The 19,260-nt window shown below is 46.7% G+C and carries 15 protein-coding genes and 1 riboswitch; of the genes, 5 read left to right on the forward strand and 10 right to left on the reverse strand.

Annotated features, from left to right (window positions below; translation table 11 throughout):
- Window positions 1-124: 124 nt before the first annotated feature.
- The 6 genes from menE to QMA41_RS05260 all read right to left on the reverse strand — a co-directional run bounded on the left by menE (window position 125) and on the right by QMA41_RS05260 (window position 7,314).
- A complete protein-coding gene (gene menE / locus QMA41_RS05235; RefSeq protein WP_281629044.1) occupies window positions 125-1,498 on the reverse strand; it encodes an o-succinylbenzoate--CoA ligase in 1,374 nt (457 codons plus the stop codon).
- Entirely contained in the window at window positions 1,498-2,484 is a 987-nt protein-coding gene (gene menC / locus QMA41_RS05240; protein ID WP_038512703.1) for an o-succinylbenzoate synthase, read from the reverse strand. Before menC ends, menE begins: the two co-directional genes overlap by 1 nt.
- Before the next feature lie 132 nt (window positions 2,485-2,616).
- The gene (menB, locus tag QMA41_RS05245; protein ID WP_019277945.1) at window positions 2,617-3,483 is read right to left on the reverse strand and encodes a 1,4-dihydroxy-2-naphthoyl-CoA synthase; all 867 of its coding nucleotides are present in this window, start codon (window positions 3,481-3,483) and stop codon (window positions 2,617-2,619) included.
- A 29-nt stretch (window positions 3,484-3,512) separates the two neighbouring features.
- The gene (menH, locus tag QMA41_RS05250) at window positions 3,513-4,298 is read right to left on the reverse strand and encodes a 2-succinyl-6-hydroxy-2,4-cyclohexadiene-1-carboxylate synthase (RefSeq protein ID WP_281629045.1); all 786 of its coding nucleotides are present in this window, start codon (window positions 4,296-4,298) and stop codon (window positions 3,513-3,515) included.
- On the reverse strand, window positions 4,288-6,006 hold the full coding sequence (menD, locus tag QMA41_RS05255) for a 2-succinyl-5-enolpyruvyl-6-hydroxy-3-cyclohexene-1-carboxylic-acid synthase (protein ID WP_281629046.1): 1,719 nt from the start codon (window positions 6,004-6,006) through the stop codon (window positions 4,288-4,290). Before menD ends, menH begins: the two co-directional genes overlap by 11 nt.
- Window positions 6,007-7,314 carry an isochorismate synthase gene (locus QMA41_RS05260; protein ID WP_281629047.1) on the reverse strand — a complete coding sequence of 436 codons (1,308 nt, stop codon included), beginning with the start codon at window positions 7,312-7,314 and terminating at the stop codon, window positions 6,007-6,009. It lies immediately after the preceding gene.
- Window positions 7,315-7,533: 219 nt separating this feature from the next.
- Here QMA41_RS05260 and QMA41_RS05265 point away from each other — a divergent pair, with 219 nt between their 5' ends.
- Together QMA41_RS05265 and yfbR are read left to right on the forward strand one after the other, a co-directional pair.
- Window positions 7,534-8,748 (forward strand): pyridoxal phosphate-dependent aminotransferase, encoded by a 1,215-nt coding sequence (locus tag QMA41_RS05265; RefSeq protein WP_171352183.1) that lies wholly within the window; start codon window positions 7,534-7,536, stop codon window positions 8,746-8,748.
- A 71-nt stretch (window positions 8,749-8,819) separates the two neighbouring features.
- The gene (gene yfbR / locus QMA41_RS05270) at window positions 8,820-9,419 is read left to right on the forward strand and encodes a 5'-deoxynucleotidase (protein ID WP_021455331.1); all 600 of its coding nucleotides are present in this window, start codon (window positions 8,820-8,822) and stop codon (window positions 9,417-9,419) included.
- A gap of 102 nt (window positions 9,420-9,521) precedes the next feature.
- On the opposite strand, the gene QMA41_RS05275 is transcribed toward yfbR, so the two are convergent.
- On the reverse strand, window positions 9,522-12,374 hold the full coding sequence (locus QMA41_RS05275) for a glycosyl hydrolase family 18 protein (protein ID WP_281629048.1): 2,853 nt from the start codon (window positions 12,372-12,374) through the stop codon (window positions 9,522-9,524).
- 326 nt (window positions 12,375-12,700) lie between these two features.
- Between QMA41_RS05275 and QMA41_RS05280 the strand changes: the two genes are divergently transcribed.
- Window positions 12,701-14,017, forward strand: coding sequence for an anti-phage deoxyguanosine triphosphatase (locus tag QMA41_RS05280; protein WP_064489003.1), 1,317 nt, complete (start codon window positions 12,701-12,703; stop codon window positions 14,015-14,017).
- Window positions 14,018-14,046: 29 nt separating this feature from the next.
- On the opposite strand, the gene QMA41_RS05285 is transcribed toward QMA41_RS05280, so the two are convergent.
- Together QMA41_RS05285 and QMA41_RS05290 are read right to left on the reverse strand one after the other, a co-directional pair.
- Window positions 14,047-15,057, reverse strand: coding sequence for an adenosine deaminase (locus QMA41_RS05285; RefSeq protein WP_281629049.1), 1,011 nt, complete (start codon window positions 15,055-15,057; stop codon window positions 14,047-14,049).
- 82 nt (window positions 15,058-15,139) lie between these two features.
- Window positions 15,140-15,239: riboswitch (purine riboswitch) on the reverse strand.
- A 104-nt stretch (window positions 15,240-15,343) separates the two neighbouring features.
- Complete coding sequence (locus QMA41_RS05290; protein ID WP_281629050.1) at window positions 15,344-15,949, reverse strand: DTW domain-containing protein; 606 nt, start codon at window positions 15,947-15,949, stop codon at window positions 15,344-15,346.
- A 3-nt stretch (window positions 15,950-15,952) separates the two neighbouring features.
- Here QMA41_RS05290 and rrtA point away from each other — a divergent pair, with 3 nt between their 5' ends.
- Entirely contained in the window at window positions 15,953-16,519 is a 567-nt protein-coding gene (rrtA, locus tag QMA41_RS05295) for a rhombosortase (protein WP_065740463.1), read from the forward strand.
- 101 nt (window positions 16,520-16,620) lie between these two features.
- Window positions 16,621-18,072, forward strand: a complete 1,452-nt coding sequence (locus tag QMA41_RS05300) for a DEAD/DEAH box helicase (protein ID WP_038512734.1) — start codon at window positions 16,621-16,623, stop codon at window positions 18,070-18,072.
- 60 nt (window positions 18,073-18,132) lie between these two features.
- Here QMA41_RS05300 and sohB read toward each other — a convergent pair whose 3' ends face one another.
- Window positions 18,133-19,194, reverse strand: a complete 1,062-nt coding sequence (sohB, locus tag QMA41_RS05305) for a protease SohB (RefSeq protein ID WP_029236329.1) — start codon at window positions 19,192-19,194, stop codon at window positions 18,133-18,135.
- Window positions 19,195-19,260 lie beyond the last annotated feature (66 nt).

The following is a 19,260-nucleotide window of genomic DNA, read 5'->3' on the forward strand; positions in this document are numbered from 1 at the left end:
TAATTTGAGCATTAGTGCTCAGCCAAAGAAAAAGCACTCGCCAGTTGATAGAGATGAATGTGGTGATTTCACCATTCCCCCCCTGAAGTGCAGGATCGACTAGTCACCGATTCTGCGCTTCACATTACTTATCGAGTTGAGTCAAAAGCCAATCTTTGACTGCTTTTCGCGATACTTTGATCCCCATCTGGCAAAGAAACTCCGGCAACTCATAGTAGGCTACAGGCCACTTAAACCGAGTTAAGGACTGACCGAGACGCTGCTCGATACGCTCTATATTTAAACCTTGTTGACTTTGAATGACTGCGACAGGTCGATGCCCAAACTCTTTGTCTTCAATCGGTACTATAATGGATTGAATGACTTCTGGGAGCTGGTTGAGTACGGCTTCTATCTCTTCACAATGGATGTTTTCGCCGCCTGAGATGAACAGATTGTCTGCTCTACCGATAATTTTCAGTTCACCGTTTTTCCATTCACCGAGATCTTTACTATCAAACCACTCGTCTTGGACGATAGGCTCAAGAGAACCCTGCTGATAATAACCAGATGCTAGCGTTTCACCGCCAATATAAATCCTCTGCCCCTCAAGTTTGACTCTGCGCTTGGGCAATACCTTCCCTGCCGTATAGTCGCTATCCACCCGCTTAGCCGTCACAGTAGAAGCAGCTTCCGTCATCCCATAACCTAGCCAAGTTTCAATCCCCTGTTGCTCAGCTTTGTGGCTAAGAGAAACAGGGATGTGACTGCCCCCGAGTAAGACATGAGTCAGTTCCAGTGGCGTATTACTGTCCAATAACCGTTGAAGTTGTGTTGCAACCAACGACGCATGCGTCACGTGACGAATATCTTCTTGAAGTAGCCCGCTTCCCACTTTTAACGTCGCGCCAGCATGCAACCAGCGATAGATAATCGCCAGCCCAGAGACATGATACATAGGCAAACTTAACAACCAGCTATCGCTCTGCTTGAAGGTGAATTTTTCCAGTAATCCTGATGCAGAAGCAAGGTGTTGGGCAGAGGTGTGCGCGACCGCTTTCGGGGTTCCTGTAGAACCTGAGGTAAATACAATCGAAGCTAAATTGTCTGCTTGATAACCCGCGGGATAGTCCGCCAAATCTGCACGCGCTATCGTCATCGTCGACAAGGAAGAAAGCATCAAATTAGGTGGTGCCCCCCAGACTTTCCGCTCAGATCCTGTCATATAGAGTGATGTTAACTTGGTTTCTAGCTCCACTTGGGTCTGTGGCATGGTCAAGGCACATACAGCACCAATCTCCATACACGCAAGATAGGCTAACAATAGATCCAAGCTGTTTTTACCAACACACGTCAACACCTCGCCGCGCGCTAGCCCCTGTGCAGATAGGCTTGCGGAAACTTCATCCACAAGTTGCGCTAGCTCAGCCCAATTGTATTGCCTCTCTTGATGGTGCAGGGCTAACAAAGATGGGCTCAACTGAGCCCATTGTTTCAAAGGAGAGAGTTGGTTGTGCATTAAGACTGCCAGATTAGTGACTGGTCTGATAGAGAAGTCACCGGAAGCTCACAGCCAGGCCAAGTAACTTCTAGCTGCTGGGCAAACAAACCTATGGTATCAAGGCCCGGAATCTCTTCAGGTAGCTGCCATTGTGCGAAGCGAGCCAATTGTGTTAGACCCAAACTGGATTCAATACTTGAACTGATCACAGGCTTAATACCTAGCTCTTTAGCACGATTGATAAGCTCGATGCAGCGCTCTAGAGAACCAATTAATGTTGGCTTGATAATAATGGCTTTGGCGCCGTTGAAGTCTTCTAGCTTAAAGTCATCTTTACGGATAGCATGTTGAAGAGTTTCGTCCCAAGCAATTGCTATCCCAGTATCGATAGCAAAAGAAAAACTATCACCCGGGGCCTGACACGGCTCTTCGACGAATGCGATTCGTTGGCGCAAAGAAGGGGCAATTTTTTTGGCAAATTGCTGCGCTTTCTCTGCAGTCCAAGCGCGATTTGCATCCAATCTTAGTGTCAGATCCGGAATAGACTCCAAAAACAGACTGACTAGCAAGCCATCGCGGACAGGTTCATACAGCCCCACTTTGATTTTCGCCACTTTTTGGCCTTGCATGTTATCAAGCTTAGGTAACAGTTCATCTGGGTCACCAGAACACAGTGGCGCAGCTTGGTAACAGCCTGTATCAGGAAGGCCATTAACCAACTCCAGTTGGGCCATGGATAAACCAAAAGCCACCGATGGGTATAAATCTGTATAGTCGAGTACTTGACCGTTTTGCCAAAGAGCTAGTTGCTCGATGAGCTGAGAGTATACGTCGTCCATACTCTCGATACTAAATCCCGGCAAAGGCGCAATTTCACCTCGACCTACTTCCCCGTCACTTTCTAGTACAACCACAAAGCCTTCTCGTTCCGTGAGCCTTTGTTCTCTCAGTATCACTCCGCTATCCATAGGCAGCTCGTAGCGATACAGTTTGGCTGTTCTCATACCAATATCCCTTCTAATCGTTTTGTAATCGTTGATATACGCTGTTGTCTATTTAATTTTTCCGATTTAAACGAGAACTAAAGGCGCTGAGTTAAACGCCTTTACTTTTTACGCTATAAACCGAACTGCGCATCAAGGATTACGAGGGAATTTATTAAAGTCTGGTCGACGCTTTTCATTAAACGCATTGCGACCTTCCTGACCTTCTTCAGTCATGTAAAACATCATGGTTGCGTTACCAGCCAACTCTTGGAGACCAGCCTGACCATCACAATCAGCATTCAGTGCCGCTTTCAGGCAACGCAGTGCCATCGGGCTGTGTTGCAATGTTTCACGACACCAGCGAACGGTCTCCTTTTCCAATTCTTCAAGTGGCACAACTGTATTAACCAGCCCCATATCCAGAGCTTCTTGAGCATCATAGAAACGGCATAGGAACCAAATCTCACGCGCTTTCTTCTGGCCAACAATTCGAGCCATGTATGAGGCGCCCCAGCCGCCATCAAACGAACCAACTTTTGGCCCCGTCTGACCAAACTGAGCGTTTTCTGCGGCAATGGTCAAGTCACACATCATATGCAGTACGTGACCACCACCCACAGCCCAACCTGCAACAGCCGCGATAACTGGTTTAGGGCAAGTACGGATCTGGCGCTGGAAATCAAGCACGTTCAAGTGATGAGTACCTGAATCGTCTTGATAGCCGCCGTAATCGCCACGGATCTTTTGATCACCACCCGAGCAGAAAGCCTTTTCGCCAAGTCCTGTCAAAATGATCACACCAACGCCTTCGTCATAGCGAGCATCCGCTAGCGCATTGATCATTTCTTTTACAGTTTGAGGGCGGAATGCATTGCGTACTTGAGGGCGGGCGATGGTAATTTTTGCGATACCATCTTCGGATTTGTGGTACTGAATATCTTCATATTCACCTGTGCAATCGTTCCAGTGTACTGGTGCGTATAGTTCTTCTTCTGAAATACCGACTGTTTTTGCCATGGTGATTCCTGTTTGTTGACGTTGCGCTGTTAGAGAAATGCGCAAATTTGAGATTTAACAATGGCGGTAAACGCTTCAGGCTGTTCGATGTGAACATTATGCCCCGCTTGCTCTACCTGGCTATAAGACAAACCGCTCTGTTCGGCCAAGCGGCTGAACTTACTGTCTTTTTCACCACAAATGTAATGTACTGGAATGCTCAAGTCTGTTAGTGACTCAAGCAAATAATCTTGTTTTGCTAATGAGGTTGCCATCAACATTTTGCCAATTGATGGGCCTAGGTTAGCACTGCGCTTGTGTATGAGTGTTTGTCTTTGCTCATGGTTTAGTGAACTAAATACCGGCTGCTGATACCAATCGCCTAACACTTGTTCAATTGGCTCATGATGAAATCGCTCAGCCCAGCGAGAGTCATTGTTTAAGCGAGCTGTTTTTTCTGCCCCACTACACAATCCAAAATTACCACCTTCAGAAATAAGCATTTGGATATTGTGTGCAGAAAAATACTGTTGAGTGAGCCCTACCATCGCAATTCGAGCTCCCATTGAATAACCCACTAACACTATAGGTGGTCGGTGAGGAAATTGAGTAAGTAGAACGTCAGATATTTGATCGCAGCACGTTTTAAAATCGCGACAATGCATCAATTTGCTCATCCCATGACCAGGAAGGTCAATACATAAAGTAGGGTATTCGGGAAGTAATTGCACACAGCGGTCCCAATCATCACTGCTACCAAGTAGACCATGTAGGTAAACAATCAACGGCTGCGAGCTATCATTGCTCGCATTGTTGTAAAGGCGGTTATAAAGCATGAAGGCGCTGAGTGATTTCTTTCAGTTGTGAGGAGGCCTGCTCGGGAGGAGTCTGCACTTCGACAAGCAATGCTCCCTCACCCTGTTGTAGATGCTGACCAACTAACTCAATGTATGCGGCAAGCGTAGTTGGCTTTTCGTATCGAATGCCAAATTGTAGCGCGGCATGCTCGAAGGTATAACCATGAGGCATCTGATACAGAGATTGTTTCTGCGCCTGAGGGACAGGGAGTAAATCAAAGATAGCCCCTCCGTCATTATTGGTGACCACAATAACGACCGGCGTTTTTTCATGGGTCAACAGAGACAAAGAGTTAAGATCGTACAATGCCGACGTATCACCAATGAACAGTATACTTGGCTTGTAAGTGGCTCGTACAACACCCGTTAGAGTCGCAATCAAACCGTCGATCCCCGATGCGCCTCGGTTGCTAAACGTTTCAAGGTTTGGCATCGAACCAAACATATCCACCAGACGAACAAACAGACTGTTTCCCAAAAAGACCTGAGCTTGCTGTGGTAACTCTTTGATAGATGTAGCCAGCGCAATCTCGTTGGCTGACTGCTGACTTTGTTCATACTGAGAAGATATCTCTGCCACGCGCTGAGAATAATGCTCTAACTCCGCTGCCCAACCAGAATGAGAGCTCTTATCTTCCGCAGGCTCTTTCATCCAACTCTCAATCCAAACCCCGATGCCCACGACGTGGTGAGTTTGTGGTAAGTGACTTTGGTTGTTGCGCTCTATGCGGGGAGAAACAAAATGATAATCCGCTTGCCTGGATTCAACTTGCTGAGATATCCACTGATTGAGCCGTTTTGATACAATCCGAGAGCCAAACTGCACAATAACGTGAGCCTGACTCAACACTTCTTTCGCAGAAGGGTTCTGCAACCAAAGATCATAATGTGTGAAGGGAGACGAAACTCCCGATTGCGAATCACACAAGCATGGCCAGCCCAATTTGTCCGCCAGCAGTTTCACCTGCTGTGCTTCCTCTAGGGTGACACTACCAACGACAATAACTCCTGGCTTGTCTGCTACATCGGCGTAGTGAAGAGCGGGCAATGATTGAGTTCGAGCCTTGCAGCTATAAGGCTTGTCAGAGTGAGACCAAGATTTTACTTCATCAAGATATGCCTGAAATATTCCTTTCGATTCAGAACCATACAAAGGCTCAGGAAACGGGCAATTGATGTGAACAGCTCCGCCTTTCTCAGCTTGTTCAAACATGTGTTGGTCAATGGAAGTCAGCAGCCACTTAAGCGATATGGAGTCCGAAGGGCTTGGTAACTCAAGGCTAGAGGTGACATGAGTTGAGAAAATTCCAGATTGATGGATCGCCTGATTGGCCCCACAGTCAATCAATTCTATGGGTCTGTCTGCGGTCAGCACCACCAGCTTTTCACCCGTCAGTCTAGCTTCGGCAATCGCAGGCAACAGATTTGCTACCGCTGTACCCGATGTCACAATCAGTGCGACGGGCTTGTTGCTCGCCTTTGCCAATCCGAGAGCGAGAAAACCTAAACCACGTTCATCAAAATGCGTATGAAGATTCAGGTTTGTATTTTCTTGCGCTTCTAGCGTTAATGGAGTCGAGCGTGAGCCAGGAGCAATACACACTTCAGTCACCCCGAGACGAGATAACTCTTCAAGCAAGGTCTGACACCAAATGCGATTGATGACGGCTTGGTTTTGACTGCCCATTTACGACGCTACTCCCAGTGGAGGAATATCGGTGATCAGCGATAGCAAGGTCGACATTTTCTTATCCAACTCCTGCCATTCATTATCCGCGACAGAGCCCGGAACTATACCCGCGCCTGCGAATAATTGAACCTCTTCACCGAGAATAAGAGCGCTGCGTATCGCAACACAAAACTCAGCACGCTGATGACTAATAAAACCCATTGAGCCCGCATACCAACCACGTGCAAAGGGCTCGTTATCTTGAATAAAGGCCATCGACTCTCTACGTGGTAATCCGGCAACCGCTGCGGTCGGTTGTAATGCTCCCAACAGTTGAACACCATTAATGCCCGGTTTGAGGTGTGCATGGATACTGCGTTTAAGGTGCTGCACTTTACGCAGCCTAACCAAACGGGCTTCCTGCTCAACCTCGACGTGCTCCGAGTGAGGCGTTAGTCGATCGATAATGTCATCGACGACATATTGGTTCTCATTAAGATTCTTGCTGTCTTGCGATAACCAATTTGCCAACTCCATATCGTGGCTGGCATTGTCTCCTCGACCTATCGTGCCCGCCAAAGCTTCAGTGTAGAGCTCCTGACCTTGTCTGGCATACAAACGTTCTGGTGTCGAACCTATAAAGCTGTGCTTTTTATCCAGAGAGAGCATAAAGTGGAAGCTATGGTGGTTTTGCAGATAACTTGATTTCAGTAGCTGCGCGGCACTCACCGTGCTGTCCATCTGTACGGAAGTTCTACGGGCCAGCACAACTTTCTTAAAGTCGTCATTCTCTATACCAGTCAGAACTTTCTCAACCAGTTCAGACCATTGTGGCTTTTCCGGTATGTGGCTGATGCTTTTGATCTGCGCAGAAACAGGCAGTAGAGAGCCAGCTTCAACTTTAAGTTTACTAAGCCCTGTCAATGTCCGATGTGTGTCGGCTGTCAGGTTGACGGCTAATGACCAGCGGTTATCAAAACGAATTAGCTCAATTTGCGGCAGGAAGAAAAAGGAAGACATACAGCGACGATTCTTTTCTGTCTGGCCGTCAAAAGAACGCCCACCCCAGATGCGTTGGTCATCCGCCAGAATCGTATAGGCCGGAGCTGGATCAACAAAGGTGTGTAACTGCCCCAACGCCACCACTTCTTCACGGGTATCACGAGACTGCCAATAAAACTTTGGAAAGATTGGCTGGGCTTCCAACCAATCTATGAATGCAAAATCTGGTTTTTCCTCAAGAACTTGAACCAGACGGTTTACGCCGTCTTCTGCATCCTTTACGCGTTCGATCAGTTCAATAACGGCTTGATGAAAATGTGACAAATCAGCCTCGTATGCCTAGGGATTTTTATTCATTTTAGATCGCTACTCTATTAATAGACCTTACCCAGATCAAGGTTGTAGCCCATCTTTTGCATAATCCTGTGATTGCAAACGAACAAAGCGCATACAAAAAAGCGTATTAACTTAGTTTTTTATTCTAACAAAGGCCTTTTTGATGTACTTTAATAAAGAAATACAATCATTTTTAGGTTTTACACAATGCAAAATATCGGGATGTCGTCAAAACTCGATAATGTCTGCTATGACATTAGGGGGCCTGTACTCAAACATGCTAAGCGCATGGAGGAAGAGGGGCATAAAATACTGAAGTTGAATATCGGTAATCCCGCCCCATTTGGATTTGACGCCCCAGATGAAATCTTGGTTGATGTCATTCGCAACCTACCGACTTCACAAGGTTACTGTGACTCGAAAGGCATCTACTCTGCTCGTAAAGCCGTCGTTCAGCACTATCAACGTAAAGGCATCCGTTCTTTAGATGTCGAAGACGTGTATATCGGTAATGGCGCATCAGAACTGATCGTTATGGCGATGCAGGCTTTGCTCAACAATGGCGATGAGATGCTGGTCCCCGCTCCGGATTACCCGCTTTGGACAGCGTCTGTTGCCCTATCTGGCGGAAAAGCCGTGCATTACCTTTGCGATGAACAAGCAGACTGGTACCCAGATCTAGATGATATTCGTAAGAAAATCACACCAAAGACCCGTGGTATCGTCTTAATTAACCCTAATAACCCAACAGGTGCAGTCTATAGCCGCGACTTTCTATTAGAAGTGATTGAGATTGCCCGTCAGCACAAGCTGATCATCTTCGCTGACGAAATCTACGATAAAGTACTCTATGACGGCGCAACACACACCTCTGTTGCGACACTCTCAGATGATGTACTGACTGTTACCTTTAACGGCTTATCTAAAGCTTATCGCGTTTGTGGTTTCCGTGGTGGCTGGATGTTCCTCACCGGCCCGAAACATCTAGCGCAAGGGTACGTTAATGGCTTAGATATGCTGGCTTCAATGCGTTTGTGTGCCAATGTACCGATGCAACATGCAATTCAGACCGCACTGGGTGGTTATCAAAGTATTAATGAACTGATCCTGCCCGGCGGCCGCTTATTGGAACAGCGTGACCGCGCTTTTGAACTGGTCAACCAAATTCCAGGGGTTTCCTGCGTGAAGCCTAAAGGCGCAATGTATCTGTTCCCGAAAATCGACACTAAGATGTACAACATCAAAGATGATCAAAAGATGGTTCTCGACTTCCTGATTCAGGAGAAAGTTCTGTTGGTTCAAGGCTCAGGCTTCAACTGGCCAAAACCCGATCACTTCCGCATTGTGACCCTGCCACACGTTGAAGATCTCGAAATGGCGATTGGACGCTTTGAACGATTCCTGTCGACGTATAGCCAGTAGTAATTAGATTCGATCTTTCATATGCTTAAAGAGCACTCAGTGAGTGCTCTTTTTTATTAGGAGGAAGATCCATGACAGAGAGTAAGTCTAAAGAAAGTCATTTCTTCGCTCACCTCGCTCGTATGAAGCTGATTCAGCGCTGGCCATTAATGCGCTCCGTGTCGACAGAAAATATCTCAGAGCACAGTCTTCAAGTTGCCTTTGTCGCCCACGCTCTGGCATTAATCAAAAACAAAAAGTATGGCGGTAATCTCAATCCTGAACGCATCGCCTTGCTGGGAATGTACCACGATACCAGTGAAGTGCTGACTGGTGATCTCCCCACTCCCGTCAAGTATTACAACCCAGAAATCGCAAAGGAATATAAGAAGATAGAAGCCGCAGCGGAAAAAAAACTGCTATCAATGCTGCCTGAAGAATTTCAGGAAGATTTTGCACCTTATCTGGTCTCTCAGGCTGCATACCCAGAAGATGAAGCAATCGTCAAACAAGCGGATACCATCTGCGCCTATCTCAAATGCCTGGAAGAACTCAGTGCAGGTAACCATGAATATGCGCTGGCCAAAAAACGCCTTGATATCACTTTGCAAGAAAGACGAACCCCTGAAATGGACTACTTTCTCACCACGTTTGCCCCAAGCTTTGAATTATCTTTGGACGAGATTAGTTAAAATTGAGCGGCTCTTTTCAAGCCACAATCTCGGATGACATAACGTAAATTTAAAACGGCTCCTATTAAAGGAGCCGTTGTTATTTACATCTATGCGATTGTACTAGTTACAAGCCGCTTGTTGTTCCCACATGGCAGCAACACCTGGTTCATCACCTGCGCTCGCCCAGTATGCCGCAACCCAGAAGTAACCATCATGAGTCACTTCAGAATATTGAGCATACGACTTCGAGTCATCCCATGGCAGTACAACGTCACTGACCAGTTCCCAAACATCAGCGACTCCTGGCTCTTCCCCTACATTCGCATACCATTGGTTTTGCCATACAAAACCGTTATGACTAACGAGTGTTCCTGAATCTGGGTATTGTGCACTGCTATCCCAAGCTGGATGGTTGCCCGCATCTGGGTCTGGCTGAGGTTCACAGCTATCCCCTTCAGGGAAAGTAAAGTTCACACTTCCATTTGCGGAGTCCGTTGCACCAAAGTTATCGGTTACGTTTAGCGAGAAGTTAAACTCTCCTTCCATCTCAGGCGTGTAAACCGTCGTGGGTTGATCCGAGCCCGGAATCGTTAGCACGTCACCATTTGGTGCAGTACCGCTCCACGAGAATGACTCAATCCTGCCATCGTCACTGGACTTAGATCCATCCAAATGAATTTCTCCTCCTTCCACCGTTACGGCGACATCAGCATGAGGATCTTCATTGGCATCAGCATCCCCAGACACCGCAATCGTCACGGAATCACTGTCTTCTAGACTTCCATCGGATACTGTTAGTGTAAAGGCTAGTGTCTGGTCATAGTTTCTTAGGCTATTACTATCAACCTCGATCACAGCTTTCGCCCCACCATCTTCAAGTGGCAGACTCTGGCCTTGTGTTTGTACCCATTGGTAACTCAGTTCTTCCCCTTCGGGATCACTCGAGTTAGAGCCATTCAGAGTAAAACTATCACCACGGGTAATGGACTGATCTTGCCCCGCATCCGCCACTGGTGGCTGATTATCCGGTGTAGGTACCGTCAAGGTGTAAACCATAGTATCGCTTGAGCTAGCTTCCGCTTCATCCGTAACGGTAAGCTGGAAGGTTGCCGTCACATCAGAATCTACATCAGACACAGTAAAATGTGTCGTTGCTTGGGTTGAGTCATCAATAGAGATGGCCGAAGCATCTGTACCTTCCACGTCCACCAAGGACCATGCATAAGTCAACGCGCCCTGTGCACTGGTAGATTGGCTGCCATCAAGCGTATACTGCACTCCGGATTCAAGCTCAGAACTCATATCCGCTCCAGCATCCGCAGCCGTTTCCGCATTTTCAGGTTCTAGGTTAGTTAACTCACGACACTGCTGAGGTGATGTAATGTTTGTACCACAGCTGTATATGATATTGTTCATATCAATGTTGCCTGAAGCATCTGTCTGCTGGTACCCCAAACCTTCACGAGCTGCGTTAAGCAGAATGCCATTATCATAATCCGCCATCCAAGTGAAAATCCCGCCCAGATTGTACTTCTCTACATACTTCGCTTTCATATAAGCAGTGCGTGGGGTATCTAAAGAGATAAAGAACTTTCTATCGGGGCTGTATATGTAATCAGCGTTAGCATGTGCATCGGTATACAAGTTGTAACTTTCTATCTTGTCTATTTGAAAGCCGTCGCTTTCTGAAATCGAAGCAAAGGTTTGTTCAATGTCATACCATTCGTAAATTCCAGGTTCCCATGACCCACCCACTTTTACATCAGGGTCCGAAGGCATACTGTAACTACCCTCAAGTGGAGAAAAGCTGCTCACCTGAGCTTCTGTCGCATTACGGCTGTATGTGGCGTACCCAATCTGAATCGCCTGAGATGGAACATTCATACTTTCAATCAAGTAGCTGATAGAATCATCCGCTGACCACTCAGCCTCTGCATAAGGGAAAGTATTGGTATGGTGGGCGAGAGATTCCGCCCAAGGCGTGCCAAAAAAGTCATATGTCATCAGGTGAATCGTATCGACACCCGCGCGATAGACATTACCAATATCACCTGCTTGGATTTTATCGACGGGCGCAGGGGCAGCAATGGCAATTTCGACTTCTTCAAGACCTGCGTCATCCAGAGCGCTCCTCAGTTCTCTAATCAACGTCGCGTAGTTTTCACCGTCCGCGTCGCTTGAACTGTTACCATCAGCACCACCTCCACCAGGGTATTCCCAGTCTAAATCAATCTGAGAAAAGAAAGTGAAGCGCTTGAAGATCTCCACAACACTTGCAATAAAGATGGCGCGATTGTCCGGATCGGCGGCCATGCGTGAAAACGGCTCAGATAGAGACCAGCCTCCGACACTAAAGGCGACGGCTAAATCTGGATTCTGCCCCTTAAGCTTTTTCATTGCCCCTAAGAAGCCTGCAACTCTGTCTTCTCCTTGGTACCAACGCTGGAGCAAAACATCTTCCTCTTCCCAGTTTGGATTACCTACGGCTGCAATTTCAGCTTCCGTTAGGACACCAGCACCATCGGTTGCCATATCCGCCCAAGCATCGGTGGTCAGAACCTCAAAATCCTTACCATGCTCAGGGTTAGCATCTTTGGCAAAACCACAAAGCCTCTCTAGTGATTCAACCGCGGACGTATTCGAGCTATCACCTATTTCGGAGCCACACATTCCAAAGAAGGAGAGTATTATCTTGTCGTAACCCTCGGAAAATTTGGATAGATCGACCCCACGAGCATAAAAGCCCCAGTTAGATAAATAAGCCGAGATTTTAGGCAGTTCAGAGTTCTCTTCGTACTCATTGACATAAAACGGGCTACCCGATGCAACAGGCCCTTTCGGTGCCAATGGATCTGTCCGTTCCGCCCACTCTTCCGGAGAGATGTATCTCTCATCTTCACGAGTAAAATCACCCGCAGTGGCAGTAGACGCTATGAGTACTAAAATTGACGTTGTTAATAAATTTAGCTTCATTTCTTAGATTCCAAATTGTTTTGTGCGCATACGCTTAAATGACACAAATTTAATAAAAACCAATTTCATATTGGCAAATTCAATTTAGAACGAAAGATATAAAAAATAGGCAGGAAGAGGTGAATCATTCTAAAAACTTGGATACATAAAATGAGACTGGCATTAATGCAGGGATTTTTTAATATCACTCTCCCACCTCCAGGAGAGAAGCTTCCTTTGCTCTCAGCGTCATACTCAAGCACAATAAACCTATGCACCTCCACCAACATGTTAGGCACCTTTGCTAAAGCGCTATATTATTCATGAAGTTAAAGGCCAAAATTCATATGAGTTCAAACAATAAGTTGCTATGGGAACAGCGCCACGATGATGAACATAAAATTCGTCGCGACGATCACCGTAGTCCTTACCAACGTGACCGAGCGAGAATTCTCCACTCCGCAGCGTTTCGACGTTTGCAGGCAAAAACTCAGGTTCACGGCAACAGTTTTGACGATTTTCACCGTACTCGGCTTACCCACTCTCTCGAAGCGGCTCAGTTAGGGACGGGAATCGTTGCGCAGATAAAGAAGAAACAGGAAGAATTTCGCGACCTCTTGCCTAGCGACAGCTTAATAGACTCGCTTTGCTTAGCCCATGATATTGGCCATCCTCCGTATGGGCATGGTGGTGAAGTCGCCCTCAATTATATGATGCGTGAGCATGGCGGATTTGAGGGAAACGCACAGACATTTCGCATCGTGACCAAGCTTGAGCCTTATACCGAGCATTTTGGTATGAACCTGGCACGACGAACTTTGCTTGGCTTAATCAAATACCCAGCGCTAATCAGTAAAACATGCGCAGATGTGACTCCAGACAGCGTCTCTCACCAGCGTAAGCTCAAAGCAAAAGAGTGGGCGCCCGCCAAAGGTTTATATGACTGTGACCAGTCACTATTTGATTGGGTACTTGAACCGCTCAGTGAGTCAGATAAGCAACTTTTCAGCCAGATGCGCGATGAGCAATTAACGGAGCGTCAGCATAAAAAGACCCGCTTTAAGTCCATCGACTGCTCTATCATGGAGCTGGCCGATGACATTGCCTATGGGGTGCATGATCTCGAAGATGCGGTGGTGCTAGGTATGGTGACAAGACACCAGTGGATAGAAGGCGCGGCGAGTTTGCTTTCAGAATGTGGTGAGCCTTGGTTTGAAACCCATATCGACTCCATTACAGACATGCTGTTTTCCGGTACTCACCACCAGCGTAAAGATGCTATAGGTGGCATGGTGAACGCTTTACTCACCAGTATTTCCATCAAGCCCGTTGACGCGCCTTTCGAAAGTGAACTGCTGGCATTTAACGCTTATCTGGAACCAGAAATGGCTCAGGCGCTGGAAGTCCTTAAGCGCTTTGTCAGTGAGTACGTGATTCAGGTGCCTCATGTTCAAGTTGTCGAGTACAAGGGGCAACAGATCATTATGGATATCTTCGAAGCGTTTAGCGCCGATCCTGAAAGATTACTGCCTGCTCCAATTCGTCATGAATGGCAGCAAGCAACATGTGAAAGCGAAGGTTATCGTGTGATTGCAGACTATATTTCTTCGATGACTGACGGCCATGCTCAGCGCCTGCACCAGCAGTTGTTCTCATCTCATTAACAAAAAGCGGAGCTTATGCTCCGCTTGCTTTAACACCTGTCGACAAATTCATCGAGTCGGTTCGCGAGCCTCTGCTTCTCACTGTCACTGATAAAGCTCGCTTCAATCGCATTGCGACTAAATTGCGCCAACTCTTCTTGCGTCAACATATGGCTGTCTGCAACTGCAAGAAAGTTGTCGGTCATGTAGCCACCAAAATAGGCCGGGTCATCTGAGTTGATCGTCACACACAGCCCTTGCCTCAATAAATCGACAACATTGTGTTGCTTCATTTCCTCAAATACTTTGAGCTTAGTATTGGACAGTGGGCAAACTGTCAGCGGCATACGCGACTGAGCCAGTGACACCACCAGATTCGGATCATCTGCACAGCGCACGCCATGGTCAATGCGCGACACTTTCAATAATTCAAGGCTGTTATAAATGTTGGCAACAGGCCCCTCTTCTCCTGCATGGGCGACCGTGAGAAAACCAGCCTCGAGTGCTTTGGCAAAAACACGAGCAAATTTCTCTGGCGGGTGACCCACTTCCGATGAATCCAGACCAACACCAATGATTTTATCTTTGTGTGCCAATGCTTGTTCTAAGGTGACAAAGGCACTTTGCTCATCCAGATGACGCAAAAAACACATGATGACTCGACTACTGATACCCAATTGCGTTTTCGCATCTTGCAAAGCGCGGTGAATACCGTTGATCACTGTGTCAAACGCGATACCACGCTCAGTATGAGTTTGTGGGTCGAAGAAGATCTCGGTGTGAATAACATTATCAGCCTTACAGCGCAGCAAATAAGCCCAAGTTAAATCGTAAAAGTCTTGCTCATGAATCAACACGTTGGCGCCTTGATAGTAGATATCAAGGAATGACTGAAGGTTAGTAAACTCATACGCGGCTTTGACCTCTTCAGGCGTGGTAAATGGCAGCGCGATTTGATTGCGTAATGCGAGTTCAAACATCATCTCAGGTTCAAGTGAACCTTCAATATGCAGATGCAACTCAACTTTTGGTAACTGACGAATAAATTCGGTTTGGTTCACGCTTGTCTCCCCATTCAATTCGATTGGTATTCAACAAACGCTTTTCTCTTGTGAAGATAAACAGGCATACAAAGAGAAAAGCGCAATGCACTTCACTCTTCGTAATCTGAAATTTGCGGTTTCAGGTAGAAACTCCCACACCTTATCAGTGGGATTATACGAAGCATCGTTTATGGCTTAACAGTCATAACTAAACGATTGCGCGTCATTATATTCTGACAAAGATTCACTGTACAACGCTGCGCTTGAAAATAATTTTAGACCTCAAATGACGAGTTTGCGTTTATTACCGGTAATTTTTTTCAAACACACCGGGTGGCATCTGCTTGATTTGAAAGTCAATCATGTGATTGAACGTATCAAGTAATGGGGTGAAGTCTTGCTCTGGTTGCAGCAAAGTCAGGATATGGTAGCCAGCCTCCACAGTAGACAAGCTATTGTCACTTGGCGCTTTGCGAATACGGTAATTGCCCTGTAGGTTCTCCGGCAAATGTACTAAAGGTAATGCCTGCAAATTCTCAGACAGTTGCCACATTTTGTACGCTTTTTTCCACGTGCCATCGAGCAAAATAATTCGCACTTTTTCTTCTCTAACGATGGCTTTAGCTACCTCTTCATGGCTGACAGACACTTCTCCCGGGTAAAGCACAAAATGTTGATAGCCTTCTTCAGCCAACAGCTTATTCAGCTCACTATGTTGAGTAAAATTTTCGCCTTCAAATAGGTAACTATTCTCAAGCGAGAGTCTGAGAATACGCGCTGTGCCCATCGGCCTGTTTGTTTCTGTCGGATGCTGTAAGATGACCAGCTCAACATTCGATGTTAGGCTTTGTATCCACTCACAAATACAAGCTTTGAGTGACTTACCACATTGAGAACAATATCGGGACATAGCGTGCGTTTACTTCTTCTGTTAATTGCTATCAGCTTAGTCTGCCTAGGCGTGCAGTTCGAGCCGTTAGCCAGCCTGACATACTGGCATCATCAACTTATTTCTGAAGGCCAGTGGTGGCGAATCCTAACAGGAAATTTCACCCACACCAACTATGCTCATTTAGGCATGAATCTGGCTGGCTTGTGGGTTATCACTTATCTGTTTAAGCCAAGAGCCACTTCTCTGCTCAGTGTATTGTTCGTGATTAGCTTATCCGTGGGTGTACTCAACCTGACAACAAGCATGACTAGCTATGTTGGTCTTTCTGGTGTGCTGCATGGCATATTTGCCTATTATGCGCTTCAAGAATCCTTACAAGGTCGTAAAGGTAGTTGGTTACTTGTCATTGGTGTATTAGCCAAAGTGGGCTGGGAAATGACCATGGGCGCCTCGCAATCGACCAGCGAGTTAATCAATGCCCGTGTAGCCGTTGAGTCTCATCTGTTTGGCGCATTGACCGGTCTCGTGCTCGCTTTTGTCACTACTAAGCTAAACTTTCAGACAAGACTTAACCGCTCTCAGCGATAATTTCTATTGATGTTCCTGACCAAAGGGCTCAGAATGGCGCCCTTTTGCTGGTGGTCGATTGCCGCCAGAGCACTTATCTCACCTTAAACAGAGAACTATTTATGGGTTTTACCGCTTTAGGCCTTTCTGCCCCGCTCCTCAAAGCCATCGACGATCAGGGTTATGACAAACCATCTCCAATTCAGGAGCAAGCCATTCCTGCAGTGTTAGCAGGTAAAGATGTCATGGCAGCGGCTCAGACAGGTACGGGTAAAACCGCAGGCTTCACATTACCGATTCTAGAACGATTAGATAATGGCACCCGAGTCAAAGGCAACCATGTAAGAGCATTGGTACTGACACCGACTCGTGAATTGGCGGCTCAGGTTCAGGAAAACGTGTTCAAGTACAGCCGTTACCAACGTCTGACGTCGAATGTAGTATTCGGCGGAGTGAAAATTAATCCACAAATGATGAAGCTGCGTAAAGGCACAGACGTGCTTGTCGCAACCCCAGGTCGATTACTCGATTTATACCAGCAGAATGCAATTAACTTCTCCCAGTTAGAAGTTTTAGTGCTGGATGAAGCAGATCGCATGTTGGATATGGGCTTTATTCGCGATATTCGTAAAATTCTCGCACTGCTTCCGGAAAAGCGCCAAAACCTACTGTTCTCTGCAACTTTTTCTGCTGAGATTCGCGAACTAGCCAAAGGTCTAGTTAATGATCCGGTCGAAGTCTCTGTTAACCCTGAGAACTCCACTGCGGTCACCATTGAGCAATCTATCTACCCAGCAGATAAGCGTAAAAAAGCACCTATGCTGGTGAAGCTCATCAAAGATGGTGATTGGAGACAAGTTCTGGTCTTCAGCCGTACCAAACACGGGGCGAACCGACTTTCTCATTACCTTAATGATCAAGGTATTACGGCGGCACCTATTCACGGTAACAAAAGCCAAGGTGCGCGCACCAAGGCACTGGCTGATTTTAAATCCGGAGAAGTGCGCGTATTAGTTGCTACAGATATTGCAGCACGTGGTATCGACATTCCTCAACTGCCTCAGGTCGTCAACTTCGAACTGCCTCACGTAGCAGAAGATTATGTCCACCGAATTGGCCGTACTGGCCGTGCAGGTGAAGTCGGCAAAGCGATCTCTTTAGTTGAAGCAGCGGAAGCCAGTGAACTATTTGGTATTGAACGACTCATCCAGCAAGTATTACCTCGTTTAGAGCTGGAAGGCTATAAGCCCGTCAATGTGCTGCCAGAATCTAAGTTAGATACTCGCCCAATCAAACCTAAGAAACCGAAAAAGCCCAAGAAGCCAAAAGTCGACCATGCCGATGGTCAGCGCTCAGGTGACAATGCTCGTGGTCATAAGCCAGCGGGGAAAAACAAACGTCATTTTGGCCATAACAAGCCCAACGGTGATGGCTCCAAGAGTAATAATGGTGGCAAACGTAAGGACGGCAGTTCTGGCAATAGCAAAGCCTCAAACAATACTGGCAATAATGGACAGAAACGTCGTAGACCAGCGAACCGCAAGCCAAACCATTCGCAACCTAAAGCACAGTAACCAAATACACAAAGCCCCTCAGTTGAGGGGCTTTTCATTTAATCAACCAAAAAAATCGGCTTACACGATAGGACGCTGACCACGATCAATCAGCTTCATCAGTACGTTATCAGCCGCTTCACCTGCCAGACCTGCCAGCTTAGATGTCAGCTTTTTCTTCTCTACGTAGTGAATCGCTAAGACTGTTTTATCTTTGCACGCTTCCACAACCAGATCATCAGAGGTTTTGATTTCATCAACCAGACCCAATGAATGCGCCTGAGTGCCAAACCAGTGTTCACCAGTTGCCACTTTATCTAATTCAAGTTCAGGGCGACGCTCACGAATAAAGTCTTTAAACAAGCCATGTGTTTCTTCGAGCTCTTGTTTGAACTTATCACGTGCTTTATCGGTGTTCTCGCCAAACATGGTCAAGGTACGCTTGTATTCGCCCGCTGTTAGCTGTTCATACTCGATATCGTACTTTTTGAGTACTTTATTGAAGTTAGGTAGCTGAGCAATCACGCCGATGGAGCCTACGATTGCAAATGGCGCTGAAACAATCTTGTCAGCAATACATGCCATCATGTAACCGCCACTGGCAGCCACTTTATCTACCGCAATCGTCAGTGGCAGCTTAGCCGCCTTAATACGATCAAGTTGAGACGATGCCAAGCCGTAGCCATGCACCATACCGCCGCCAGACTCTAGGCGCAGTAGTACTTCGTCCCCTTCACGAGCTACCGCTAGAATTGCGGTCACTTCTTCACGTAGTGACGCAACTTCTTTGGCGTCAATGCTGCCTTTAAAATCCAGAACAAATAGGTGAGGCTCACGCTTGCTGTCCAAATCGCCGTCTTTTGAAGCCTGCTTCACTTCTTTTTCACGGGCTTTTGTTTTCTCTTTCTCTTGTTTCTTTTCTGCCTTATCACGCGCTTTGATAAACGCTGAATCATGCAGGTGATGCTCAAGCTGCTCAACGGTGTTTTTATGCTGATCCGTCAAGTTGGTGATCTCCAATTCACCCTTTGCAGCACCACTCTTACCCCCTACGGCTTTGGCTATAACAAGAATCGCAATCACTGCGACTACAACAGTCACAATCTTGGCTAAAAACAGCCCGTAGTCCAACAAAAATTCCAATGTGATATCCCCTAATGTGCGAATTAGTGTATTGTAACCACCATCTTACGGATTCATAAAGCAGAA

This window comes from Vibrio sp. St2 (assembly GCF_947311885.1).
Classification (GTDB): Bacteria; Pseudomonadota; Gammaproteobacteria; order Enterobacterales; family Vibrionaceae; genus Vibrio; species Vibrio coralliilyticus.

Bases quoted from the DNA above. Each gene is read 5' to 3' on its own strand.
- menE (WP_281629044.1), bottom strand. From the start codon at position 1,498: ATGCACAACCAACTCTCTCCTTTGAAACAATGGGCTCAGTTGAGCCCA.
- menC (WP_038512703.1), bottom strand. From the start codon at position 2,484: ATGAGAACAGCCAAACTGTATCGCTACGAGCTGCCTATGGATAGCGGA.
- menB (WP_019277945.1), bottom strand. From the start codon at position 3,483: ATGGCAAAAACAGTCGGTATTTCAGAAGAAGAACTATACGCACCAGTA.
- menH (WP_281629045.1), bottom strand. From the start codon at position 4,298: ATGCTTTATAACCGCCTTTACAACAATGCGAGCAATGATAGCTCGCAG.
- menD (WP_281629046.1), bottom strand. From the start codon at position 6,006: ATGGGCAGTCAAAACCAAGCCGTCATCAATCGCATTTGGTGTCAGACC.
- QMA41_RS05265 (WP_171352183.1), top strand. From the start codon at position 7,534: ATGCAAAATATCGGGATGTCGTCAAAACTCGATAATGTCTGCTATGAC.
- yfbR (WP_021455331.1), top strand. From the start codon at position 8,820: ATGACAGAGAGTAAGTCTAAAGAAAGTCATTTCTTCGCTCACCTCGCT.
- QMA41_RS05275 (WP_281629048.1), bottom strand. From the start codon at position 12,374: ATGAAGCTAAATTTATTAACAACGTCAATTTTAGTACTCATAGCGTCT.
- QMA41_RS05280 (WP_064489003.1), top strand. From the start codon at position 12,701: ATGAGTTCAAACAATAAGTTGCTATGGGAACAGCGCCACGATGATGAA.
- QMA41_RS05290 (WP_281629050.1), bottom strand. From the start codon at position 15,949: ATGTCCCGATATTGTTCTCAATGTGGTAAGTCACTCAAAGCTTGTATT.
- QMA41_RS05300 (WP_038512734.1), top strand. From the start codon at position 16,621: ATGGGTTTTACCGCTTTAGGCCTTTCTGCCCCGCTCCTCAAAGCCATC.